The organism is Treponema berlinense (assembly GCF_900167025.1).
GTDB classification, from domain to species: domain Bacteria; phylum Spirochaetota; class Spirochaetia; order Treponematales; family Treponemataceae; genus Treponema_D; species Treponema_D berlinense.
This window is the reverse complement of sequence record NZ_FUXC01000003.1, coordinates 96,163-120,653: the sequence shown is the minus strand read 5'-3', so window position 1 is coordinate 120,653 and position 24,491 is coordinate 96,163. Positions and strand designations below refer to the sequence as shown.

19 protein-coding genes are annotated in these 24,491 nt (G+C 41.4%); 14 read left to right on the top strand and 5 right to left on the bottom strand.

Features of this window, described 5'->3' with window-relative positions; all coding sequences use genetic code 11:
• Positions 1–317 precede the first annotated feature (317 nt).
• Together B5D47_RS04030 and B5D47_RS04025 are read left to right on the top strand one after the other, a co-directional pair.
• Positions 318–1,073, top strand: a complete 756-nt coding sequence (locus B5D47_RS04030; protein ID WP_078930546.1) for a class I SAM-dependent methyltransferase — start codon at positions 318–320, stop codon at positions 1,071–1,073.
• 2 nt (positions 1,074–1,075) lie between these two features.
• Positions 1,076–1,936, top strand: coding sequence for a hypothetical protein (locus tag B5D47_RS04025; RefSeq protein ID WP_078930545.1), 861 nt, complete (start codon positions 1,076–1,078; stop codon positions 1,934–1,936).
• Positions 1,937–2,067: 131 nt separating this feature from the next.
• Here B5D47_RS04025 and B5D47_RS04020 read toward each other — a convergent pair whose 3' ends face one another.
• Positions 2,068–2,337 (bottom strand): ACT domain-containing protein, encoded by a 270-nt coding sequence (locus tag B5D47_RS04020; protein WP_078930544.1) that lies wholly within the window; start codon positions 2,335–2,337, stop codon positions 2,068–2,070.
• Between the two features lie 79 nt (positions 2,338–2,416).
• Between B5D47_RS04020 and B5D47_RS04015 the strand changes: the two genes are divergently transcribed.
• From B5D47_RS04015 to B5D47_RS11510, 8 genes are all read left to right on the top strand, one after another.
• A complete protein-coding gene (locus B5D47_RS04015; RefSeq protein ID WP_078930543.1) occupies positions 2,417–3,127 on the top strand; it encodes a rhomboid family intramembrane serine protease in 711 nt (236 codons plus the stop codon).
• A gap of 15 nt (positions 3,128–3,142) precedes the next feature.
• Positions 3,143–3,754: a redox-sensing transcriptional repressor Rex gene (locus B5D47_RS04010; RefSeq protein WP_078930542.1), complete on the top strand. Its 612-nt coding sequence runs from the start codon at positions 3,143–3,145 to the stop codon at positions 3,752–3,754.
• A gap of 291 nt (positions 3,755–4,045) precedes the next feature.
• On the top strand, positions 4,046–5,170 hold the full coding sequence (gene serC / locus B5D47_RS04005; protein ID WP_078930541.1) for a 3-phosphoserine/phosphohydroxythreonine transaminase: 1,125 nt from the start codon (positions 4,046–4,048) through the stop codon (positions 5,168–5,170).
• Positions 5,171–5,189: 19 nt separating this feature from the next.
• A complete protein-coding gene (locus B5D47_RS04000) occupies positions 5,190–6,371 on the top strand; it encodes a phosphoglycerate dehydrogenase (protein ID WP_078930540.1) in 1,182 nt (393 codons plus the stop codon).
• Between the two features lie 216 nt (positions 6,372–6,587).
• The gene (gene trxA / locus B5D47_RS03995) at positions 6,588–6,896 is read left to right on the top strand and encodes a thioredoxin (RefSeq protein WP_078930539.1); all 309 of its coding nucleotides are present in this window, start codon (positions 6,588–6,590) and stop codon (positions 6,894–6,896) included.
• A 411-nt stretch (positions 6,897–7,307) separates the two neighbouring features.
• A complete protein-coding gene (locus B5D47_RS03990) occupies positions 7,308–8,345 on the top strand; it encodes a pectate lyase family protein (protein ID WP_159443482.1) in 1,038 nt (345 codons plus the stop codon).
• Positions 8,346–8,979: 634 nt separating this feature from the next.
• Positions 8,980–11,343 carry a formate C-acetyltransferase gene (pflB, locus tag B5D47_RS03980; protein WP_078930536.1) on the top strand — a complete coding sequence of 788 codons (2,364 nt, stop codon included), beginning with the start codon at positions 8,980–8,982 and terminating at the stop codon, positions 11,341–11,343.
• 391 nt (positions 11,344–11,734) lie between these two features.
• Positions 11,735–15,481, top strand: a complete 3,747-nt coding sequence (locus tag B5D47_RS11510; protein WP_200806543.1) for a pectate lyase family protein — start codon at positions 11,735–11,737, stop codon at positions 15,479–15,481.
• Between the two features lie 177 nt (positions 15,482–15,658).
• Here B5D47_RS11510 and B5D47_RS03970 read toward each other — a convergent pair whose 3' ends face one another.
• A complete protein-coding gene (locus B5D47_RS03970) occupies positions 15,659–15,952 on the bottom strand; it encodes a hypothetical protein (protein ID WP_078930534.1) in 294 nt (97 codons plus the stop codon).
• 387 nt (positions 15,953–16,339) lie between these two features.
• Here B5D47_RS03970 and pflA point away from each other — a divergent pair, with 387 nt between their 5' ends.
• The gene (gene pflA, locus B5D47_RS03965) at positions 16,340–17,086 is read left to right on the top strand and encodes a pyruvate formate-lyase-activating protein (RefSeq protein ID WP_078930533.1); all 747 of its coding nucleotides are present in this window, start codon (positions 16,340–16,342) and stop codon (positions 17,084–17,086) included.
• Between the two features lie 134 nt (positions 17,087–17,220).
• Here the strand turns inward: pflA and B5D47_RS03960 are convergent, their stop codons facing one another.
• From B5D47_RS03960 to B5D47_RS03950, 3 genes are all read right to left on the bottom strand, one after another.
• Complete coding sequence (locus tag B5D47_RS03960) at positions 17,221–17,967, bottom strand: transglycosylase SLT domain-containing protein (protein ID WP_078930532.1); 747 nt, start codon at positions 17,965–17,967, stop codon at positions 17,221–17,223.
• 132 nt (positions 17,968–18,099) lie between these two features.
• Positions 18,100–18,531 (bottom strand): hypothetical protein, encoded by a 432-nt coding sequence (locus B5D47_RS03955; RefSeq protein ID WP_078930531.1) that lies wholly within the window; start codon positions 18,529–18,531, stop codon positions 18,100–18,102.
• Positions 18,532–18,607: 76 nt separating this feature from the next.
• Positions 18,608–19,054, bottom strand: a complete 447-nt coding sequence (locus B5D47_RS03950; protein ID WP_078930530.1) for a PTS sugar transporter subunit IIA — start codon at positions 19,052–19,054, stop codon at positions 18,608–18,610.
• Positions 19,055–19,416: 362 nt separating this feature from the next.
• Between B5D47_RS03950 and B5D47_RS03945 the strand changes: the two genes are divergently transcribed.
• From B5D47_RS03945 to B5D47_RS03935, 3 genes are all read left to right on the top strand, one after another.
• Entirely contained in the window at positions 19,417–19,824 is a 408-nt protein-coding gene (locus tag B5D47_RS03945; RefSeq protein WP_078930529.1) for a hypothetical protein, read from the top strand.
• 5 nt (positions 19,825–19,829) lie between these two features.
• Positions 19,830–20,849 (top strand): radical SAM protein, encoded by a 1,020-nt coding sequence (locus tag B5D47_RS03940; RefSeq protein ID WP_078930528.1) that lies wholly within the window; start codon positions 19,830–19,832, stop codon positions 20,847–20,849.
• A gap of 128 nt (positions 20,850–20,977) precedes the next feature.
• Positions 20,978–24,352, top strand: a complete 3,375-nt coding sequence (locus B5D47_RS03935) for an alpha-amylase family glycosyl hydrolase (protein ID WP_078930605.1) — start codon at positions 20,978–20,980, stop codon at positions 24,350–24,352.
• The last annotated feature ends 139 nt before the right edge of the window (positions 24,353–24,491 follow it).

Sequence of the window (24,491 nt, the reverse complement as noted above, 5' to 3'; positions counted from 1 at the left end):
GGACAAATGTTTTCTATATCCGCTTTCAAGGCTTAAAAACAATATGAGCTCCTCAAATCTTATGATATAATTCCTAAAGTTAACAGGAAATTTGCAAAACAAATAAAAATTCCGAACAGTTTGCATCGCAGACTTTCAAACTTTTTATGGGAGAGTGTAATAAAAACTTTGCCTAAGATAGCGTCAAAGTTTTTATTCACAAGTTTGCGTCGCAAACTTTCTTATCAACTGCCCATTCTCATTTCATTGCGAATGGGCATAAAAAGTCAAATCGAAAATTGAAATTTTCTCGTTGACTTTTTATGGGAGAGGACAAAATGTCAGAAAAAAAACAGTGGTTTGAAAACGAAAATTTCTGGAATAATTACGGCCCGATCATGTTCGATGCAAACCGTTGGGCGGAAGCTCCGGCAGTCGCCGAATCAGTCTGCAAAATCGCCGGCTTAAAAAAAGGAAGCGCAATTCTGGACGCTGGCTGCGGACCTGGAAGAATCAGCGTTGAACTGGCATTGCTCGGAATGGACGTAACCGGAGTTGACATAATTCAAAGCGAGCTCGACGCCGCAAAAGAAACAGCCGAAGACGAAAACGTAAAACTCAGCCTTATAAAAGCAGATTTGCGCAGTTTTTCATCCGACAAAAAATTCGATTGCGCGGTAAATTTGTACACATCGTTCGGTTACTGCGACACAATCGAAGAAGACGTTAAAATTCTACAGAATATTTATTCAAGTTTAAAAGACGGAGGCTGGTTTATTCTGGAAAATTTGAGCCGCGAGACTGCAATCCTTTATTTTACCGAAGGCGAATGGTTTGAACGTGCCGGAAAAACCGTCTTGACAGAATTCCACGTTGAAGGAGCATGGGAAGGTCTCCGCTCAAAATGGATTTTGATCGACAACAAAACCGGTCAAAGAATGGAGCACGAGTTTGTTCAGAGATTGTATTCAGGAATCGAGTTAAAGCGGATTTTGACAGGAATCGGTTTTAGCTCAGTGGAAGTTTACGGAGATTTTGATTTTAGCCCTTACAACGAAAAAGCCCGGACAATGGTAATCGTGGCAAAAAAATAAGAATGAAAAAGTTTTTTAAATTTTACAGGACAAATTTTATATCTCTTTTGTTCATTGCAATATTTTTTACATCTCAGCTGCAGCCTGCTTTTTCGGGAGAATTCAGTTCGGCAGTTGAGTCTTCGCGCTCGGAAACAGAAGCGCAGGAAGAAGAAAAAACTGTCAGCACTTCCAGTTCAGAGTCAGAAGACAATTCTCTAATCGTTTTTTTAGCAAAAATCGCCGGAGTTTTCTGGTATTACAACAATTTTACGGTGCGCTACACCTCATTTCCATACAAATACGAAAATTTAACCTACATGAAATGGGCGGAAACAGAAACAAATCCCGAGGCAAAAACAAAATCAAACCGATATTCAGCCTCAGATTCTTTTTTTTATCTGGTGGATTTGGGAACTGGAAACGAATTTTGTTTTGAAGGACTTTTTTTTCCAATTATCGGCCCATATTTTGAAAACCTTGTAATCTCAGAACAGGACAATTTTTTTGACGAAACTTACGGAAACATCCGCCTCGGCGCCCAGCTTTCAATCTTGCAGTCAAATTTAATCACGATTACGGGAATTGTCCAATGGTCAAGATGGTACGGAAACATAAGCGAAGTATTAAAAAGCAGCGGACTTGCGCTTGGAATGGATTTCCGTTTTTATCCTTTAAAACCGCTCGGATTCCAGTGGAAATTCTGCTGGCAGGAATTTGACGAAAACGTCTATTTGCGCGACTCTCTTCTTTCGGCAGGAATTTTTCTTCAGCGCTACGAAATTTTTGTTGGCTGGAAACTTCTCGAGGTCGGAAATTCAGAAAACTTAAAGCCGACAAAAACCTGGAACGGAATAAGTGCAGGCTGCCGGGTTTATTTCTAAAAAAAAGGCGTTCCCCTGCGCTTTGCTTCGGGTCGCTATGTCCGCCCTTCGCCACAGCCGTGGCTCATTGCGCGGCTAAACGCCACGCAACTTCGGGGCTACCAGCGCTAACGCAAAATTTACTTTTAAAACTAAATTCTATTCATTGACGAAAAAACTTTTTCCGCCATGATGTTGATTTCAACGTGCATTTTTTTGCTTGTTTCGTTCAAAACATTGCGCAGCCCGTCAATCGAAATGTCAGCCGATTCAAGGCTCACCATCATCATCATTACAAAATTTCCAGAAAGAATTGTCTGTGTAATATCCGCAATATTTATCTTGTGCTGAGCCAGCAATGCGCTTACTTCAGCAATAATTCCAACTTTGTCACTTCCAACAACTGTAATAATAGCATTCATATTCTCATTTTATAAAATGCGGCGTTTCTTGGCAATCAAAAAACTCAATTCATCGTCTTAAAATTCCGACAAACTAAATATGAAAAAACATTTGCGCGTTTCTTACAACGCACCGGTCAGCCTTACATTTTCGATTTTTTGCTCATTTATTTTTCTTGCCGACTATTTTATCTTCAAACACAAACTGATTCCTTTACTTTTTACAGTTCCCGGCAACAAAAATTTTGACTGGCTCTATCCGTTCAGTTACGTAAGGCTTTTTACTCACGTTTTCGGCCATATCGACGCGGCCCATCTTCTCGGAAACCTCACATTCATTCTTTTAATCGGACCCCTTATGGAAGAAAAATATGGCTCGGCAATGATTGCGCTTATGCTGACAGTCACAGCCTTTGTAACAGGAATGATTAATGCCTGCTTTATTCCGTCTTCGCTTTTAGGAGCCAGCGGAATCGCATTCATGCTTATTTTGCTCGCTTCGATAAGCACAATCGAAAAAAATCAGCTGCCTCTGAGTTTTATTCTCTTAATCGCAGTTTTTGTCCTAAAAGAATTTATTTCTCCGTCGGCTTCCAACGTTTCGACAATCGCGCACATTGCCGGCGGACTTTGCGGTTCGCTTTTTGGATTTTTAGTTGCGCCAAAAACAGCGCGCTCTCAAAAAACTGCCGCTTCCAAAACAAAGGCCCAGCAAAAAAAACAGCCGGCGCAACAGTCTTCTGAGAATTCCTATAAAAATTCCGCCCAAAAGGACAGCGACGAAACAATAGTCGGAACAATTCAACTCTAAAAGCAAAATTAAAATATGAAAGAACTTCCTTTGCCGTCAAAAAAAAGACTTCTCACACTTTCAAACCTGCTTTCGCAACAGCCACAAGAAAAGATGCGCATAACTTCGGCAGAAATTGCAAAACTTACCGGCTGGGGCGAAGCGACAATCAGACGCGACATCTCCCTTCTGGAACTGCACACAGGAAAAAGCAACGGCTACGAACTAAAATCCTTAAAAACCGAAATAGACAAAAATCTTGGACTTATAAAAACTGGCGGCGAAAAACACAACTGCTGCATAGTCGGACTCGGAAGCCTCGGACAGGCTTTTCTTGAAAATTCCGTCTTTCTAAACGAAAATTTCGCCCTAGTTGCAGGCTTCGACTCAAACCAAAACCGCGTAGAACTTATAAAATCTAAAATTCCGCTTTTTCCGACCCTCGATCTTGAAAAAACAATCCGGCAGCAAAAAATAGAATTTGCAATTTTGACAGTTGACGACTCAATGGCTCAAAAAATGACAGACAGACTCGTAAGCTACGGCATAAAAGGAATTGTAAACTACACAAACGCCGTGCTTACCGTGCCAGAAAATTTCCGGCTGGAAAACGCCTCTCCGGAAAAATCTCTGGCAAACCTTCTGTAGTTTAAAATGTTTGCTACCCAAAATTTGATGATGAATTTTAAATTTCTCCCTTATTGTGAATTTTTTCACAATAAAACCGGCATTTTTCCCGCTTTTTGTTGACTTTAACCGCAGATTTTCCTAAACTTTTCTTACAATTTTTTGTGAATATTTTCACAGTCAACAATCCGCGTTAGGGATAGCAGGGGCGCAAAGCGTTGGCGCAAGCCAATGACAACCCCGGATAGCCCGGCTCGAGCGCAAGCGAGAGAAACGCCCAAAAAAACAAAAATCACAATGAGGTGGAAACTAATGTCAAGAGTTTACAATTTTAGCGCTGGTCCTTCTTGTTTGCCGGAAGAAGTTTTAAAAGAATGTGCGGCAGAAATGCTCGATTATAACGGAAGCGGTCAGTCGGTTATGGAAATGAGCCACCGCTCAAAGGATTATGAGCCGATTATTGAAGATGCAGAAGCTATGGTTCGCAAATTGATGAACGTTCCTGAAAATTACAAGGTTCTTTTTGTTCAGGGCGGCGGTTCGACACAGTTTGCAATGGTTGCAGAAAACTTGGGAATTCACCACAAAAAGGCGGCTTACATCGAAACTGGTGTCTGGGCAAAAAAAGCCGCTGCCGAAGCAAAAAAACTCGGCGTTGAAGTGGACATCATCGCTTCTTCAAAAGACAAAAATTATTCTTATATTCCACGTGTTGAAAAAATTGAAGGCGACTACGATTACGCTTATATCTGCTTTAACAACACAATCATGGGAACTCATTACGAATACATTCCTGAGACGGGAAATATTCCTCTCGTTGCTGATATTTCTTCTTGTGTTCTTTCTGAACCTCTCGATGTCTCAAAATTCGGACTTTTGTTTGCAGGCGCGCAGAAAAACCTTGCGCCGGCTGGAGTTACACTTGTAATTATCCGCGAAGACTTGATTCCTGAGCCAGCAGACTGCCTGCCTGGAACACCGACAATGCTCGCTTACAAAACACACGCAGACAACGGCTCAATGTACAACACACCGCCATGCTACACAATCTACGTTTTGGACAAGGTTCTCCACTGGATTGAAAAGAACGGCGGAGCAGAAGGAATGTTGAAGCGCAACAAGGAAAAGGCTGACTATCTTTACGACTTCCTCGACAATTCTGACTTCTACCATGCAACGACAGAAAAAGGCAGCCGCTCTCTTATGAACGTTCCTTTCCTTACAAAATACTCGACAGGTGCAACAGACGAAGCCAGCCTCGCAAAAGAAAAGGAAATCAACGACAAATTTGTAAAGGAAGCAAAGGCAGCAGGGCTTGTAAACCTCAAAGGCCACCGTCTTGTAGGCGGAATGCGCGCCTCAATCTACAACGCAATGAGCTTTGACGGCGTAAAAGCGCTTGTAGAATTTATGAAAAAATTTGCCGCAGAAAACTAATAAAAACTGGAGAAATAAAATGTTCAAAATTCAAACTTTAAATAAAATCAGCGTTGTCGGACTTAACAACTTTCCGCGCGACAATTACGAAGTAGCTTCAGAACTCAACAATCCGGACGCAATTCTTGTACGCTCGGCTGATATGCACGAAATGACACTTTCAGAAAACACAAAGGCCGTAGCTCGCGCAGGAGCTGGAACAAACAACATCCCTTGCAAAGAGCTCGCAGAAAAAGGCGTAGTAGTATTCAATACTCCTGGAGCAAACGCAAACGCAGTTAAAGAACTCGTAATCCTCGCCCTTCTCATCTCAAGCCGCCCGGTTGTAGCAGCAAATAAATGGGTAAACACAGAGCTCACCGGCAAAGGCGACGAAATCGCGGCACTGGCAGAAAAAGGCAAGTCAAAATTTGTCGGACCGGAACTTAGAGGCAAAACACTCGGCGTAATCGGACTCGGCGCAATCGGTGCGCAGGTTGCAAACACAGCAATCGCCCTCGGAATGAACGTAATCGGATACGATCCTTTCCTTTCTGTAAAAGCCGCTCTTTCCCTCGACCATAACGTAAAAGTTTCAGAGACTCTCGAAGGAATCTACGCAAAAGCAGACTACATTACAATCCACGTACCACAGACAGACGAAACAAAAGGAATGATCAACGCGGCGTCAATCAAAACAATGAAAGACGGAGTTCGCATCATAAACCTTGCGCGCGGCGGACTTGTAAACAACGCAGACATTCTTGCGGCCCTCGAAAGCGGAAAAGTTGCGGCACACGTGACAGACTTTGCTGACGAAGCCTTAATGAACAACGACAAAGTAATCTGCCTTCCACACCTTGGAGCTTCAACTCCAGAAGCAGAAGACAACTGTGCTGTTATGGCAGTAAAAGAACTCCGCGACTTCCTCGAAACAGGAGCAATCACAAATTCTGTAAACTTCCCTCGCGCAACAATCGACTCTCAGATTCCAGCAAACGGAACACGCCTTTGCATTCCGCACAAAAATGTACCTGGAATGATTGCTAAATTCACAACAATTCTCGGCGATGCAAAATTAAACATTGCAGGAATCGTAGACCAGAGCCGCGGCGACATCGCTTATGCCATGATTGACGTGGACGGAAAAGTTGGCGAAGAAAGCCTCAAGCTTCTCAAAAACTGCGAAGCCGTAATCAGCGTACGCCCAATTTACGCATAGTTTTAAGCATATTAACCGCAAACCGGAAAATTCCTTTACAAAAAAAGGAATTTTCTGGTTTAAAATCCTCTCAAAATCCTGTTCTTGACTAAATTTTTCTTACAATATTTATAATCTGCACATAAATCTAAAAAAATATACTTTTCTTTTTACGGAAAATTGCTTATTTTTAAGTTAACAAAAGCCATTCAACTTTATTGAAAACTGGAGGAAGATATGGAAATCACACTCACAAAAGGCAATTTCGAAGACGAAGTATTAAAATCAGAAATTCCTGTTCTCGTTGACTTTTGGGCAAGCTGGTGCGGCCCATGCAAAATGCTCGCTCCGACCGTCGCACAGATTGCAGAAGAATACAGCGGAAAAATAAAGGTCGGCAAAGTAAACGTTGATGAGGAAGAATCACTTTCCCGCGAATATGGAATCGTAAGCATTCCGACAGTAATTCTCTTTAAAAACGGAAAACCAGAAAAAACTTCAATCGGCCTTGTTCCAAAAGAAACGCTGGTTTCAATGCTCGGCTAGAACACTGTTCAAAAAACATTCGCTCAACTGCGGCAATAAAACAAAATATTACCGCAGTTAAAAGCCGATTTTATATAAAAAAAGTGCAAAAAAAAGCGTTTATATTGACCTATGAATGTATTTTCATAAGAATACTCGTACAAAAAGACGTATTTTTTAGTTTACGAGGTATTTTATGAAAAAAATCATCAAATCATTTGCATTTATTGCAGGAATTTCGGCCTTTTTGCATTTTTCCCAGGATGCGCTTCATGCAAGACCGAAGACAATTCACTTCCAGAAAACAATTCAGCTCCAGAACAAAATCCAAACCTTAAGGAACAGACACTTTATTCAATTCCAGGCGAAAAACCCGAAACAAACGGATTTTTTGATTGCGGAGACTTTTCTTTTCCAAACACAAAAATCATTTTGATTGACGACAAAACTTATCCGGCATCAGACAAAAAAACAGACGCCTTTATCGCGGCAATTCAAAAAGAAGGCAAAAAGCTCATCGTAATCGACGGCGACATCGACCTGAGCTACGGAAAAGTCTCAGATTCAGACCACAGCTACTTTGATGAATTTGAGGCCGACGGAAAAAGAAAACACGCCGACCTTATTTACAAAGTCACATCAAACACGGCAATCGTCGGAAAACAGAACGCACGCTTAAAGTTCGGCGGACTTTGGATTAAAAACGTAAACAACATAATAATCCGCAATATTGAATTTTACGACGCCCACGGCTCAACAGAAATCGACACAAAAATCGACAAAGATTCAAAGGCAAGCATCGATTCAATCAATATCGAAAACGCAAACAATGTCTGGGTTGACCACTGCACTTTCAGCGACGGAAAATGCGTAGACCTTGTAAGAAATTTCAACCACGACGGACTTCTGGACATAAAAAAAGGAAAATGCATAACCGTTTCTTACTGCGAATTCTTCAACCACGACAAAGTAATGCTGCTCCGTCCAAGCGACAAATTTTCAAATCCGGAAGAATGCGAAGTAACACTTCATCACAACTACTTCCACGATTCAATCCAGCGCATGCCAAGAAGCCGCGGAGTAAACGCTCACATCTACAACAATTATTTTGACAACATCGGCACAAACGAAAACAAAGGAAGCAGCCTCGGGCCTGGAATCGGTTCAATGTATGTCGTAGAAAACAACTTTTTCGGAAAACACGCGCAGACAGCCGTAAAATACTACGACAAATCCGAAAAAACAGATCCGACATTCTCAAAATTCTACCAGAGCGGAAACATTCCTCAGCTCAACGCCTCAAACTGCGCCTATGACAAAGTAGACAAGACAAACGATTTTGAAGCGCACCTGACTTCAGAAAAACCATTTGCAATAAACTACAACTACAGCCTGGACGAAACTTCTTCTCTCAACGAAGCGACAGTAAAAAAAGCAGGCGCCGGAAACTTAATGAAATTTGAAAGATAATTTTTATACGGGCGGCTTTTTGCGTTGCAAAAACCAGGCTATCCGGGGTTCCGCTGCCGCTTCATTCCTCCGGAACGGCTACCGCCGCCCCTCCTATCCTTGCCGCAGGCAAGGACATGCGCTTTTAGCGCATAGTATAATCGACGAGTTTTGTGCAAACAAAACTCGCAGCATACCGCCAGGTATGCAAGCATCCTTGCCGCAGGCAAGGCATAGATGCTTTTAGCGTTTGTATCCTGCAAAAACCTAAAAAAAACACTATTCATAGCGTTTTAACATAAAGTTATTAGGAATAATTACTAATAAGGCTTTTCTTCTGTTGCACTTTTTTGTCAAATCCACTATAGTCTTAACTAACAGAAACAGTCGCAGTTTTTAACAAAATTGCGAATTATATACAAATTTGCTTGAATAAATACGAGCCCTGTAAAAACTGTTTTTGAAACATCAAAAAAAAAGGAAAATTCGACTTACGGAGTTTCCGCAGGCTTAGCAGACTAGTCTTGAATTCAAGACTGTTTTTGCGCGTTTTTTTCCATTTTTGTAAAGTTTTCCCGCCATTACGCAGGTTTACTTCAGTTTGTTTCAAATTCTTTTGCACGCGTGCTCCGTTTTTCAAGAAAGGAGAACTTTTATGGCAGAAGCATGGAACGGTTTCAAAGGACGTCTTTGGAAAGAAGAAGTAAACGTTCGCGACTTTATCCAGAACAACTACACACCTTATGACGGCGACGAAAAATTCCTCGCAGGTCCTACAGAAGGTACAAACAAGCTCTTTGCAAAATTGCAGGAACTTCAGAAGGCAGAACACAACAAAAAAGCTGTAGGTCTTGACGGAAAAGAAAGAACTGGCGTTCTCGACATGGACACAGACATCGTTACCGGTCTTACAGCTCACAAACCTGGCTATATCGATCCAGAATTGAAAGATCTTGAACAGGTTGTTGGTCTTCAGACAGACAAACCTCTCAAAAGAGCATTCATGCCTTACGGTGGAATCAAAATGGCAGAAGAGTCATGCGAAATGTACGGCTACACTCCAAACCCAGAACTCCACAAAATTTTTACAGAATACCACAAAACTCACTCAGACGCTGTATTCCAGGTTTACACACCAGAGATCCGCGCAGTACGCCGCTCTCACATTTTGACTGGTTTGCCTGATACTTACGGACGTGGCCGTATCGTTGGTGACTACCGCCGTATTGCTCTTTATGGTATCGACTACCTCATCAAATGCAAGGAAGCTGACAAGGCAAACATTGGCGACGGAACAATGACTGAAGAAGTTATCCGCCTCAAGGAAGAAGTTGCTGATCAGATTAAGGCACTCAAAGGTCTTAAAGAAATGGCTGCTCTCTACGGCTTTGATATTTCTAAACCAGCTACAACAGCAAAAGAAGCTGTACAGTGGTTGTACTTCGGTTACCTCGGCGCAATCAAAACTCAGAACGGTGCCGCAATGTCTATCGGACGTGTTTCAACATTCCTCGACATTTACATCAACCGCGACCTCGAAGCAGGCTTAATCACAGAATCACAGGCACAGGAACTTGTTGACCACTTCGTAATGAAGGCACGCATGGTTCGCTTTGCACGTATCGAATCATACAACAACCTCTTCTCTGGCGACCCGGTTTGGGCAACACTCGAAGTTGGCGGTCTTGGACAGGACGGACGTTCACTTGTTACAAAGAACGACTTCCGTTTCCTCCACACTCTCGAAAACATGGGACCGGCTCCAGAGCCAAACATGACAGTTCTCTACTCTAAGAGACTTCCAGAAAACTTCCGCCGCTATGCAGCAAAGATTTCTATCGATACATCTTCAATCCAGTACGAGAACGACGATGTAATGCGCCCAGTTTGGGGTGATGACTACTCAATCTGCTGCTGTGTATCTGCAACTCAGACAGGTAAAGAAATGCAGTTCTTCGGAGCACGCGCTAACCTCGCAAAAGCACTTCTTTACGCTATCAACGGTGGACGCGACGAGCCAGATGGACTTACACCAGGTGTTCAGGTTGGACCTTGCTACCAGCCAATCACAGCCGATGTACTCGACGCTTCAAACTACAACGAAGTTGTTGCTAAATACAAGCAGATGCTCGAATGGCTTGCTGGAATCTATGTAAACTCATTGAACGCAATCCACTACATGCACGACAAATACTACTACGAAGCTGAAGAGCTTGCTCTCGAAGACACAAACCTCAAGAGAACATTCGCTACAGGTATCGCAGGATTCTCACACGTTGTAGACTCACTTTCTGCTATCAAATATGCAAAAGTTAAGGTTGTCCGCGGCGATGTTGAAATCAAAGACAAGAAAACAGGCGCTGTAAAAGAAGTTGTCAAGGGATTGGCAAAAGACTTTATCGTTGAAGGCGACTTCCCACGCTACGGTCAGGACGATGACCGCGCAGACGCAATTGCAGTTCAGTTGCTCAAAGATTTCATGACAATGATCAGAAAGCACCCAACATACCGCAATGCAGAACCAACAACATCAATTCTTACAATCACTTCAAACGTTGTATACGGAAAAGCTACAGGTGCTCTTCCAGATGGACGCAAAGCTCACGAACCATTCTCACCAGGAGCTAACCCAAGCTACGGTGCAGAAACAAAGGGCTTGATCAAGTCTTTGAACTCTGTTGCTAAACTTCCATACGAATACGCTTTGGACGGTATTTCTAATACACAGACAATCAACCCAAGCGCACTCGGACACAACGAGGAAGAAAGAATCGACAACCTTGTAAACGTTCTCGACGGATACTTCGATTGCGGTCCAGAATCAGGACATGCTGGTTCTCACCACCTCAACGTAAACGTATTCGGAGTTGAAAAACTCAAGGACTGCCAGGCTCATCCTGAAAAACCAGAATATGCAAACTTCACAGTACGCGTTTCTGGATATGCAGTTCGCTTCATCAACCTTACAAAAGAACAGCAGGACGACGTAATCGCTCGTACATGCCACGCTTCTCTGTAAGCTAAAATGTTGAACTAGAGGCAACAAGGCCGCTTCAGTTTTGTAACTGGAGCGGCTTTTTTTATGTTTTTTGTCCAATTTCGCAAAGTCCATAAACATCCGGTACCGATAATCACAATTTTCATCTTTTTTCATATTAAAAAATACGTATTTTATAAAACCGATGTCGTTATACTACAAAAAGTAGAATGAAATTTATTTTCAATAAATACGATACTGTCATACACAGTTATTTCTGAAAATCATTTTTTAGAGATTTTATTCAATTTTCTATTTAAAAATACAAATCACAAAATATTCTCTTTTCTTTTTTTCCTGCATTGATTTTTTGCCGTAAAACTTCGGGGATTTTATGATGCAAAATTCAATATTACATAATATGGAGGATATTATGAAAAAAAGTTTAAGAGCCGGAATGGCTCTAACAAGCCTTGTTTTTGCCGCAGGGCTTATTTTTTCCGGATGTCTGGCAATTTCTGACGAAGAATCAGAAGAGGCTGAAACAACTTCGGAAATTTCAGCAGGTTCCATCAATCGCGCCGCTGTTTCTTATTCTGGAACAAGCGGAATTTTAGGTTCGATAACGTCTGCTACCCCAACAGGTTCCGGTCTTACCGGTGTAAAAGCCCAAGGCTGGCTCAACAGCGCTTACATAGTATGGACTGGCTCTTCTTCAAGTTACACGGTCACATGTGACGGACAAGCCGTAAGTTCTTATCTTACACGAAAAATCGGCGGCCAGTGGAGATGTGATATTCCTGGTCTTGCAAAAGGAAATCACACAATAAAAGTTACAAGCGGCTCTTCTTACCTTTCTGCGACAGTCAGCGTAGCAAGCCATGACAGAACAGGATTCGCTTTTTACGGCACAATCACACCAGGAGCTTACAAGGCTGATGGAACACTAAAAGACAATGCTGTTGTTCTTTATGTAAACGAATCAACAAAAGACAAGGTTTCTCTTGACGTTGTAACTTCTTCAAAAGGAGCAACAACAACGTGCACAGGACTTCAGAACATTCTTTATGCATTCAAAAAAGGCTATGACAACCGCCCTTTGTGCGTCCGCTTAATTGGAAAAGTAACAGACTTTGCAACCATGGACAACGGAGATATCATGATTTCCGGTTCAAGCGCTTCCAAACCTCTCTCAAACGGACTTACAATTGAAGGAATCGGTTCTGACGCGACAGCTTACGGCTGGGGAATCCGTATAAAAAATGCCCAGTACGTTGAAATTTCAAACATCGGTTTTATGATGATCGATTCTGCCGAAGGCGATAACGTTTCGCTCCAGCAGTCAAACAAAAATGTCTGGGTTCATAACTGTGATATGTTCTACGGCACTCCAGGCGGAGATGCTGACCAGAAAAAAGGCGACGGTTCTCTGGACTGCAAAAAATCAACATACGTTACATTCTCTTACAACCATTTCTGGGATTCAGGAAAATGCAATCTTCTTGGTTTGAGCGAAGGAACAACTTCCGACCTTTATATCACTTACCACCACAACTGGTACGATCATTCGGATTCACGTCATCCACGCTGCCGTTACTATTCTGCGCACATTTACAACAACTATTACGACGGAAATTCAAAATACGGTGCAGGCGCCTGCCTTGGATCTTCTTTATTTATGGAATCAAACTATTTTAGAAACTGTAAATATCCGATGATGATTTCCATGCAGGGGACTGATCTTTTTGCAGGAACTTCTTCAAAAAACAGCGCAAATTCTACTTTCTCAAAAGAAGCTGGCGGAATGATTAAGGCTTACAACAACACAATGACCGGAACTTACTACTTCATTCCTTATGGCGGAACTTATTCAGGAGCAGACACAACTTCCGATTTTGACGCCTATGTTGTCTCTTCAAAATCTGCAACCGTTCCATCTTCTGTTGTTTCTCTTTCAGGTTCAAACAAGTACAACAACTTCGATACTTCTTCGATTATGTATTCTTACACAGCAGATTCTCCGGAAGATGCAGTTAAAAACGTAAAAAAATATGCGGGACGCATTGAAGGCGGAGATTTTACTTACACATTCCCAGACAGCGCTGATAAAAGTTACGACGTTGACACAACATTAAAGTCAAAACTTGAAAACTATACTGGAGCAACAACCGCATACAACGAAGCAAGTTCATCAGAATCTTCAGGCGGCTCTTCTTCCGGAAGTTCTTCTTCTGGCGAAAGCTCAGGTTCTTCAAGCGGATCTTCATCTGGAAGCTCTTCTGGCAGCACTTCATCAGGAAGCTCTTCCAGCGGCTCTTCATCAGGAAGTTCTTCAACTTCGACCGTCACTTCTGCAAAATTGACCGCTGATTCTTATTCAACTGGAACAATTTCTTCAGACACGGTTTACGGTGATTTTACACTCCTTGCAACTAGCAAAAAAAATGTAAAAATTTCTTCATCTTCCGCAACATACGGTTCAACTTCTTACAAAAACGCCTGGGATTTACAGGGCGGTGCTGACGGAGTAAAACCATCTTACCGTGCATTTAAAGTAACTCTTGCAAAAGGCGATATTTTAAAAGCTGTAGTAAATGCAAACGCATCAAGAACACTTCAACTTTCTAACGGAAGTAAAGTTGTAAGCAGCACTTCTGTAGGAACTTCTGCAAGTCTTTTCTCTTACAATGCAACCTCGGCAGGAACCTATTATCTTTATTCAAAATCAAGTTCAATACGCGTTTTTGAAATCACTAAGACAGGTTCATCTTCTTCTGGTTCTTCAAGCGGTTCTTCTTCTGGTTCAAGTTCTGGTTCAAGCGGTTCTTCTTCTGGCGAAAGTTCTGGTTCTTCAAGCGGATCTTCTTCAAGCCTTTCAATTTCAGCTTCTAAAACACAAACAGGTGTTGGAACACGCTCAAGGCTTAACGAAATTTCTTCTATAAATCAGATTAAAAACGCAATATCTGTTTCAAACGCAACACAGTTAAAGGCTGCGCTTAACGAAGTTGTAAGCGGAGGCGCAATCGTTCTTGCAAAAGGAACTTATTCTTTTTCAGAAACAATCACTATTTCTTCTTCTAACAACGGCTCTTCAAGCGCAATGAAATACATTATTGCAGCTCCTGGAACTTCTGCAGAAGATATAATTCTTGATTTTTCAAGCCAGTCACTTGCAGATTTTAACCGTGGTATTCACCTCTTTGGTAGCTACTGGCATTTTTACGGGCTTACGATCAAAGGCGCAGGCGACAATGGCCTGTACGTTTCTGGAAAAAATAACATAATTGAAAACTGTATTTTTGTTGAAAACCGCGACTCAGGACTTCAGATTGCACGTGAAAAGTCTTCTCTTTCAAATATGAGCGACTGGCCTTCAAACAACTTGATTCTTAACTGTACATCTTATAACAACGCTGACAAAACAGGAGAAAATGCAGACGGTTTTGCATGCAAACTTACAGCAGGAAACGGAAATGTATTTGACGGATGTATTTCTTACTCAAATTCTGATGACGGTTGGGATTTGTATGCAAAAGAAGCAACAGGTTCAATCGGTGTTGTAACAATCAAAAACTGCGTTGCATTCAATAACGGTAAACTTACTACAGGTTCAAGTTACGGAAACGGCGATATGAACGGTTTTAAACTCGGTGGCTCAAACGGAAAAGTTCCTACAGCACACATAGTTTCTAACTGCATTGCATTTGCAAACGGACATGACGGATTTACTGACAACGGGAACGGCGGCTCTTTAAGCCTTACAAATTGTACTTCTTACAACAATGCAAAAGTAAATTTCAACTTTTACCGTACAAACAAAGGAAATTTTACAGGGCTTGTAACAGGCTCCCCAAATAATTCAGACAAATACGGAACAAGTTCTGTTGCTTCGACAGTTTCTAAAACACTCTATTACACTAACAGCAAATATTACTGGATTTCTTCAGCAACATCTGTAACAAATGGACAAAAAAATGTCGGAACACAGGTAAACGCACCGTCTTTCAAGTCAACTTCTCTCCCAACTGCAAACTCAAGCGTTCACAAAAACCTGAGAAACGCCGACGGGACTGTAAAACTTGGAGATATGCTTAAACCAAATGATTCAACATATTCAGGAGCAAGCTTTTCAACCCAGGCGGCTTCTATTCTTGGAGTAAGCCTTAAAACAAATTAAGTTTTTTAGATAACATTGAACTTATAAACAAAAATCCCGGATAGAAGAGAAAAACTTCCATTCGGGATTTTTTGCGTTAGGGACATTAGGGGCGGCAAAGCCGTTGCAAAGCAATGCCAACCCCGTTTGGCCCGACGGCAGTTGCACGCAAGCGGAAACTGGCGGAACGCCCTTAATCTAGCGCCACATGTCCTTTTCTTCCTCAGAAGGAGCGGTATAATAGCCCAAATAGCAAGCAATATCTCCTGCCCATTGAGAAATTGCCAAAGCATCTGCTTCCGGAGTATTCACTGTAAACGAAATTGCATTGTTATCATCGCAGTATTTTTGACAAGTTTTAAAATCTTTTTTCAAAAGCGCAGCTTCGGCTTTTTCGAGAAGTTTGTATTTTTTCTGAACAGAATCTTCCTTGGAAATTTTTGCCGGCTTTTTTGATTTATAATTTTTAAGGTCGTAATTCTGCTTTGTCAAACTTCCGTTTATGCCTGCAAACGGATCTACACTTTTTTTTTGAAGAAGCTGATGATGACGAAGCTGTTTTTCCTGTCGACTGTTTGTTGCCTTTTATTCTGCCTTCGATTCCTTTCATAGCGTTTTTTCAGCCAGGCTCAGCAAAACAAGCAGATGCCGCGATTAAAACTGCAAGTGCAATTTTTGTTTTTTTTTGATGTTTTCATATAGAACCTCCAAAAAGAGAAAAATCTAAACTTTCTGACTTTTCCCTGATGCTGTTAAACACTAAATTCATTATAAACGACAAAATTCAAAAATACATTAAAATTAAGAAAAATTATTTTTCTTAATGTCGAAAATTTGTTAGATTATTATAGAAAGAATTAGATTTTTACGAGGTACAATATGAAAGGATACATTCACCAGTTTGAAAGTTTTGGCTGTGTAGACGGTCCAGGTTCACGTTTTATAGTTTTTACAGCAGGATGCAATATGCGCTGTAAATTCTGCCATAATCCGGACACATGGATTATGAAAGAAGGCAAACTTTGGGAACCGGCAGATGTCTTAAAAGAAGCGCTTTCCTGCCGTTCATACTGGGGCAAAAAAGGCGGAATTACAGTAAGCGGCGGAGAACCGTTGCTGCAAATTGATTTTTTAATCGAACTCTTTACGCTTGCAAAAAAAGAAGGCGTCAATACCTGCATTGACACAGCTGGAGAACCGTTTACAAAAGAAGGTGAATGGTTTGAAAAATTCAAAAAATTGATGGAAGTTACAGACATTCTTCTTATGGACATCAAGCACATAAATGAAGAGGAGCACATAAAACTCACAGGAAAAACCGGAAAAAACATCCGCGAAATGTTTGCCTATCTCGACGAAATTCAAAAGCCAATCTGGATTCGTCACGTGCTTGTTCCAGGAATTACGGACAACGACGAATATTTGACTCAGACAAGGGATTTTATCCGCACTCTTTCAAATGTTTACCGCGTTGAAATTCTTCCTTACCACAACCTTGCAATTTCAAAATACCGCGAAATGGGAATCAAATATGCCCTAGAAGATACGCAAATGCCGTCCGCAGAGCGAATCGAAAACGCAAGAAAGATTTTGGAATGCGATAAATATACACGCTGGCAGGAATAAAATAAGAATTCGGGTGGCCGGGGCTACAACGCCCCGCCAGGCTTTGCGTGGCTGCGACCAAACGCAAGCGTTTGTTTGCCTACGGCACCACTCCAATCCCTGCCACAAAAGCAGCAGGTCAGATAATTTTAATGTTACTTTTTTGCAAGACTTGTGTTCTTTTGTGAACCGTTAAAGAAAGAAGCCACGTCTGAATTAAAACGGCCTTCAAGTTTTACCCGGTACGCGCTGATTTTTGCAACGTAGTTTAAGGTGTGCTGAGGAGTCTTGTTTGCACGAACCCTTGTTGTACCGGCATTGTACATGGCAAGCGCAGTCACATCATTTCCTGTTCCAGCCAGATCCATGCACCAGCGCAAATGAATCATTCCGTATTTTGCACTTACTTCTGGATTGAAAAATTCTGACTCGGTCAAATGAGGAAAAGACGCGCTGTTTAACTGGAAAAGTCCTCTGTCAACAGTTGCATTTGAATTTCTGTTGACTGCATCCGGCTTAAAGCGGCTCTCTACAAACGCAAGGCTAAATGCGAGGCTCAATGGAATATTGTTTCTGTCGGCATTTTCAAGGATTGAAAGCGCAACAAGACGGTTGCCTGTCACCTGAGTGTAAAACCATTCGACAGATGCGCGGGAGCTAGGCTGTCTGTAAAGCTCCAGACCGCGGTCATTCTCGTTTGAAAATTCAAGATATTCCGGTTTAAATCCAACTTCGAGCGCCAATTCTTCTGAATATTTTGCATTGGCTAATTCAGCATAAGAATCAAGAACAGATTCTGTCTCTTCAGAGGGAAGTAAAAAATATATCAGCAAGCACACACTTAAAAACAAAACGCTGACAGGAAGAACTCCCCTGAACAATTTTGCAGTATATGAACTCATAATGGATTCATAGTTGCACATTTCAATACTAATTTCAATTAGAGATTTTAGAATAAATTGTAATAACCTGCATTATTTTCAACAAAATTCCGTTATATGCGACATTTTTGTGATTTTATGCAGGTTTTTGACCTAATAAAGCACAACGTCTTCCGTGCAGGGCTTTTTTGCAAAATAAACATACTGCGGATGTTTTTCTGAAATTTTCTCTAAAAAATCGCTCAAAACATCGGCGTCGTCGGCAACTTCGCTTACAAGAGCCATTCCAATAACTGATTTGCAGTCTTTTACACGGCGTGCTGTATGCTTCATTGCGTTGTTAAACTGTCCTGGAGTTGCTTTTTTGTCGTAAACAGGCTCCAAAAAAACAAATTCGTTTTTTTCTTCGAGAGCTTTTAACTGGTCGCGCAGCTGCGCAAGAAAATTCTCATCGTATTCTTCTTCTGCGCCTTCTACATCGCTCCATTTTACAGGAAAAATCATTTTTTCTGTTACAGCAACTTCTTCTCCTGTTGTTTTATATAGTTTATGATTTTTTGATTCAAAAATTTTTTCAAATTTCATATTTGCTCCACTCTGTATAAATAAAAAAAGCCCCTGACCAAAAGGTCAAGAGCCTCCCCCGTTTCTCACCCAAAAACTATTCGGTAAGAATTTTAATTACTTCAGCTTTGTCCTGTGTATTAAGAATCTGCTGACGTTTTTCTGCGCTCTTGAACAAAAGGCTTACTTCTGCCAAGAACTGAAGATGCGGACCAGTTTTGTTTACTGGTGAAAGTGTCATAATAAAGATACGGCATGGTTCCTGATCCAAAGAATCGAAATCAACTGGATTGTCAGAAATACCGATACATGCTACTAAATCAGATACTGTGTCTGTTTTTCCGTGTGGAATAGCGATTCCGTGCTTCATACCGGTAGACATTTTGCGTTCACGGTCGAGTACACATTCGCGGGCAGCAGCCTTGTCAGTTACTTTTCCCGCCTTAATTAAAATTTCAAGCATCTCGTCGATGATGTCTTCTTTTGTTTTGCCCTGCAGATGAAGTTCTACAGTTTCAGGTGTTAATACTGTTCTTAAGTCCATAATTTTAGTTTACCTTCCCTTGTTACCAAAGTCAAGAATTTTTTTTTTAAAATAACCAAAGATACTTTTGGTTAGTCCCTGATTCTGTTTTTATTACCTGTCCAAAATAAAACCCAGAATTTGATTTTATTATACTACCGTTTTTGTTTTTATTGAAGTTTAAATATTGTTTTTCTATAATAAAAATGAAGTTTTTAAAGTTTCGTGTATTTTGGACAAGGGATTGAAGCGGTGAGCGCAGCGAAAACAAAGGCTTGCCTTTGGTCGAAGGCGAATGCCGGAGCCGCGGAAAGCCCGGTTTTTGCAAAGCAAAAATGGCCCCAAATAAAAATTAAATTTATTATATAGAAAGGAATGTTAATATGTCGGATACTTCTAAATTTTTGGCTGATATTCAGAGAATTAAAAAGCACGTGCGCGCTGACAATGGCGGAAAATACGACGGCAGAAAAGTTTGCGAGCAGATTTCAAGTCTTTTTGCCTCTTCAAACAGAAATGCTGGCGATTTGGCAAGGTCGATTGCGGATTATTGGCTGAATTCTTATATTTTTGCCTCTGCCGACGTCGAAAATGAACCTTCGCAGGAAAATATCGACAGAATTACGGTTTTTCAGAACTTTTTGGACGGAGATTCTGACGAAGATTATTCGATTTTGACTGGCGATGACTGGGAAACTCTCAAGGATTTTTGCGATGACGAGGCTGAAAATCTGGATTTGGACAGTTTGCAGAATTTTATGAGCATAATTCTTGATAACGGTGCACTTTAATTTTTATGATTAGCGATAACGAAATTGTAAATTTGTATTCGGAATGCAGGCAGTGTCCGCGGAAATGCGGTGTAAACAGATTTGCCGGAAAATCAGGTTTTTGTCTTGAAAACGCTGACCTGAAAGTTTCGGTGGCGTGCCTGCACTTTGGAGAAGAACCTCCTGTTACTGTTCATTCCGGAAGCGGAACTATTTTTTTGACTGGATGCAACCTGCGCTGCGCTTTTTGCCAGAATTATCAGATAAGCCAGCAGGGAATGGGAAAATCTGTTTCTAAAGAGGAATTTGCGGAAATCTGCCTTAGGCTTGAAAATGCCGGCGCGGAAAACATAAATCTTGTTACGCCGAGCCATCACATTCCAAAACTTGCGCAGTTTATTGAAGAAGCTAAAAAACGCGGGCTCAAGCTGCCTGTCTGCTGGAACAGTTCCGGTTATGACAGCGTAGAAATGCTCGAAATGCTCGACGGATTGGTGACGATTTTTTTGCCGGATTTTAAGACTTTGAGCTCTGAACTTTCTAAAAAACTGTGTTCGGCGGAAGATTATCCAGAAACTGCAAAAAAAGCCCTTTTGTGGATGATTGAACACAATCCGCTTAAATTTACCAGCGTTGAAAAAAATGGTGTAACAAAACAAAAACTCCTTCAGGGTGTAATAATACGCCACCTTTTTTTGCCTGGCCGTTTTGAAGAAACAGTGGATGTGCTTTCGTGGCTCAAAGAAAATGCAGACAAAAAAGCGATAATTTCGCTTATGAACCAGTATACTCCGGTTCCTTTTGCTGGAAGCGAAGATGAACTGAAAAGACGGAAAAATGCGCTTTCTGCAATCGAAAACAGGCTTGTAAATACGACCGAAGACCAGGATTTGCGCGATATGATAGAAGCTTTTGATTTTGACTTGCTTTTTTATCAGGATTTGAGCACTGATACGGACTGGCTCCCGGACTTTACAAAAAAACAGCCTTTTTCAAATAAACTGGCAAAACCTGTCTGGCACTGGAAAAACGGTTTTATTGAATAAAAAATAACCTCAAAATGTCATTTTTGCCTCCTAGTGTGTTATAATGAGAAAAATGTCGGTTTTTGGATTGTCTTGCAATAATCGGCAAAGTTTTTTTTCAAAAAAATGCACAAAACGGAGGAAAAAAAATGACCTTTTCTTACAATGAATTTCATATTTCGCGGACGGTCAGAAACGCCTGTAATTTTTCTGACGGGCTTTTTTCTTCGAGCGGCAACGTTATTCTTGCAAATTTGCCGGCTGTGCGAACTTTTCAGGCAAAATTCAACGAATACCTAAAAAAGAACGGAAAAACAGAAATAAGCGCAGGAACTCTGAACGCAATGGGGCTTTTGGACGAGGTTTTTCATCTTGCGTGCTGGACTTACAGAAGACAAAAATATCCGGACGCATTTAAAGAAGTTTTAGGTGAACTTGATTCAAAATTTTCCAAGGAAAAAGTCGATTCGCTTTTGACGGCTTTTTGCGAGGAATTTCCACCAGTTGCGGTTTACAAAGGCGAATGTTCTATTCAAGATTTTTTGAACACGGAAATGGTTGAACGAAAGACAAACCGCACGCGCACAAACCGGGAACAGACGCTCGAAGAGATGATTATGCTTCATCTGGCGAACGAAAATCCTGCTTTTAAGCCTTTTTATCCGCTTTTTGACGATTCTAATTTAGAAAAAAAATCAATTTATGACGAATCCTGGAAACTTATTCAGTCTTATTTTAAGCAGCTGCCTTTTTGGGGAACTTACGGCCACGATTTAATTTCGTTTTTGAAGGAGCCTGTAAAATTTGCCCCGGACAATCTGCAAGAACAGTTGAATTATGTCCGCATTCATTGGGCTGACCTTTTTTTGCCGGGCGAAGGCGAAGGTGAAGATTACTGGCTTAAGAGACTTTTTGGCGGAAGCGACCTTCTGGCTGAAGAATGGAAACCGGAATGGCACTCGACAAACGGCGGAAGTCCGGACATGAGTCCTCCAAACTACGACTATTTAATGAAAGAATATGAAAGGTTTAGCAGCGACAAAGAATGGATGCCTCGCGTTGTTTTGATGGCAAAAACCGTCCTTGTATGGCTTTTTCAGCTTTCTAAAAAATACGGCAGGGAAATTTCAAGACTGGATCAGATTCCTGACGAAGAACTGGATTTGCTGCGCGACAGGGGTTTTACAGGACTTTGGCTGATCGGTCTTTGGGAGCGTTCTTCTGCAAGCAAGAGAATAAAACAGTTATGCGGAAATCCAGAAGCGGCGGCAAGCGCATATTCTCTCGAAGATTACGAAATTGCCTCTAACCTTGGCGGCTGGGACGCGCTTCAAAACCTGCGCACAAGGCTCTGGCAGCGTGGAATCCGTCTTGCAAGCGACATGGTTCCAAATCACACTGGAATGGATTCTAAATGGGTGGTTGAAAAACCGGATTTGTTCATTCAAAGACGCGACAATCCTTTTCCGCAGTACACATTTAACGGCGTAAACTTGAGTCACGACAGCAGGGTTGCAATCTACCTTGAAGACCATTATTACTCAAAAAACGACTGTGCCGTTGTCTTTAAGCGCGTTGATACTCAGACTGGCGACACGCGCTATATTTATCATGGAAACGACGGAACAGGAATGCCTTGGAACGATACAGCTCAGATTGATTTTTTAAATCCGCAGGCCCGAGAAGAAGTTATGCAGGAAATTCTGCACGTTGCAAGAAACTTTCCGATTATACGCTTTGATGCGGCAATGGTTTTGGCAAAAAAGCACATTAAACGGCTTTGGTATCCAGAACCAGGAAAAGGCGGCGACATTGCAACCAGAAGCGAATATGCTCTTTCGGCGGAAGAATTTGAAAAAAGAATTCCAAATGAATTTTGGCGCGAAGTTGTTGACCGTGTTGCAAAAGAAGTTCCTGACACTCTCCTTCTTGCAGAAGCATTCTGGATGATGGAAGGATATTTTACCCGAACACTTGGAATGCACCGCGTTTACAATTCAGCCTTTATGAACATGCTTAAAAAGGAAGAAAACTTTAAGTATCGTTCGACTGTAAAAAACACGATTGCCTTTGATCCTCAGATTTTAAAGCGCTATGTAAATTTTATGAACAATCCGGACGAAGAAACGGCAGTTGCCCAGTTTGGAAAAGGCGACAAATATTTTGGCGTCTGCACGCTTATGATAACAATGCCAGGACTACCAATGTTTGGACACGGCCAGATTGAAGGCTTTGAAGAAAAATACGGAATGGAATATATGCGCTCTTACCGCGACGAATCTCCTGACCAGTATTTAATTGACCGGCACAACCACGAAATTTTCCCTCTTCTCAAAAAACGCTATCTGTTTGCAGGAGTTGAAGACTTTTTGTTCTACGATGTCTGGAACAACGGAAGCGTAAACGAAAACGTCTTTGCCTATTCAAACCGCTGCGGAAGAGAATACACACTCGTTTTCTACAACAACAAATACGAACGCGCGGCCGGCTGGATAAAACAGTCGTGCGAATATGCCGTAAAAACAGGTTCCGGCGAAAACGACAAAAAACTTGTCTCGCGCTCACTTTCCGAAGGCTTGGGTCTGAATGCCCAAGCCGACAGTTTTGTAATTTTTTACGAACAGCGCTCTGCAAAATGGTACATAAGACGCTCAAAGGACATTTGCGAACAGGGAATGTTTATTGCTCTGAACGGTTTTGAAACTCAGGTCTTTATGAACATTGAGCAGAAAAAAGACATAGACGGCAAACTTGAAGAACTCTGCAACTTTTTGAATGGAAGCGGAACTCCAGACTTAAAAATTGCCTGGCAAGAACTGCATTTTAAGGAAATTTACGAGAAATTCGGCATTTTACTGGACAAAACCGTAAAATTCTTTGAAGAAAGCAAAAAGCCTTCTTGCAGCGAACTTAAGCTCAAAATTGAGGCGCCGCTAAGTGAGTTCTATAAAACTGCTGAAAAATTTGCACCGGCAAAGACAAAAATCAAGATTCCTGCAATAAAACTGGCGCCGGTTCAGAAAAAAGACGGCGGCTTGAGGCTCAAAAAGCAGATTTTGATTTTGCTTGAACCGCTCTCAAAAACAGGATTGTGCCTAAACTGGAATTTGCATCGTAAGATTGCAGAAAAAATCGAAGGTTCGTACAGGTTCTTTGAAAAAGCATTTATTTTTAAAAGCGCAAAAATTGATGAGCTTTCGCTTGCAAGACTGCTTGTAAACTCAGAATACAGCAGAAATTTGACAGGAACAAACGAATTTGACGGCGTAAAATGGTTTAACAAAGAGATGATGGAAAATGCCCTAAAAGAAGCCGAAGAAATTCTTTTGGAAGGAAAATCAAAAGCCCTGACAGAAAAAATCAAAAAGATTTTTAAGAATCTCGACAGTGCTCAGAAAAAATCTGAATACAAGTGCGAGAATTTCTTGAAAACTTTTGCTCCAAAAAAGAAAAAGACTGCGAAAGCAGCAAAAAAAAATAAAAAATCTGTAAAAACTAAAAAAAAGACGGCAAAAAAAGAATAAAACCTTATTTTTTGCGCGGATTTGACGGTTAATAAGTTGACGCGCCAGGAACACGGAAGGCGGCGAAGCCGGTGCAAAGCACCGAGGGCACCGAAGCCTGTAGTACTCCGGCCCGCGAAAGCGGGTGGCGCCCTCAAAA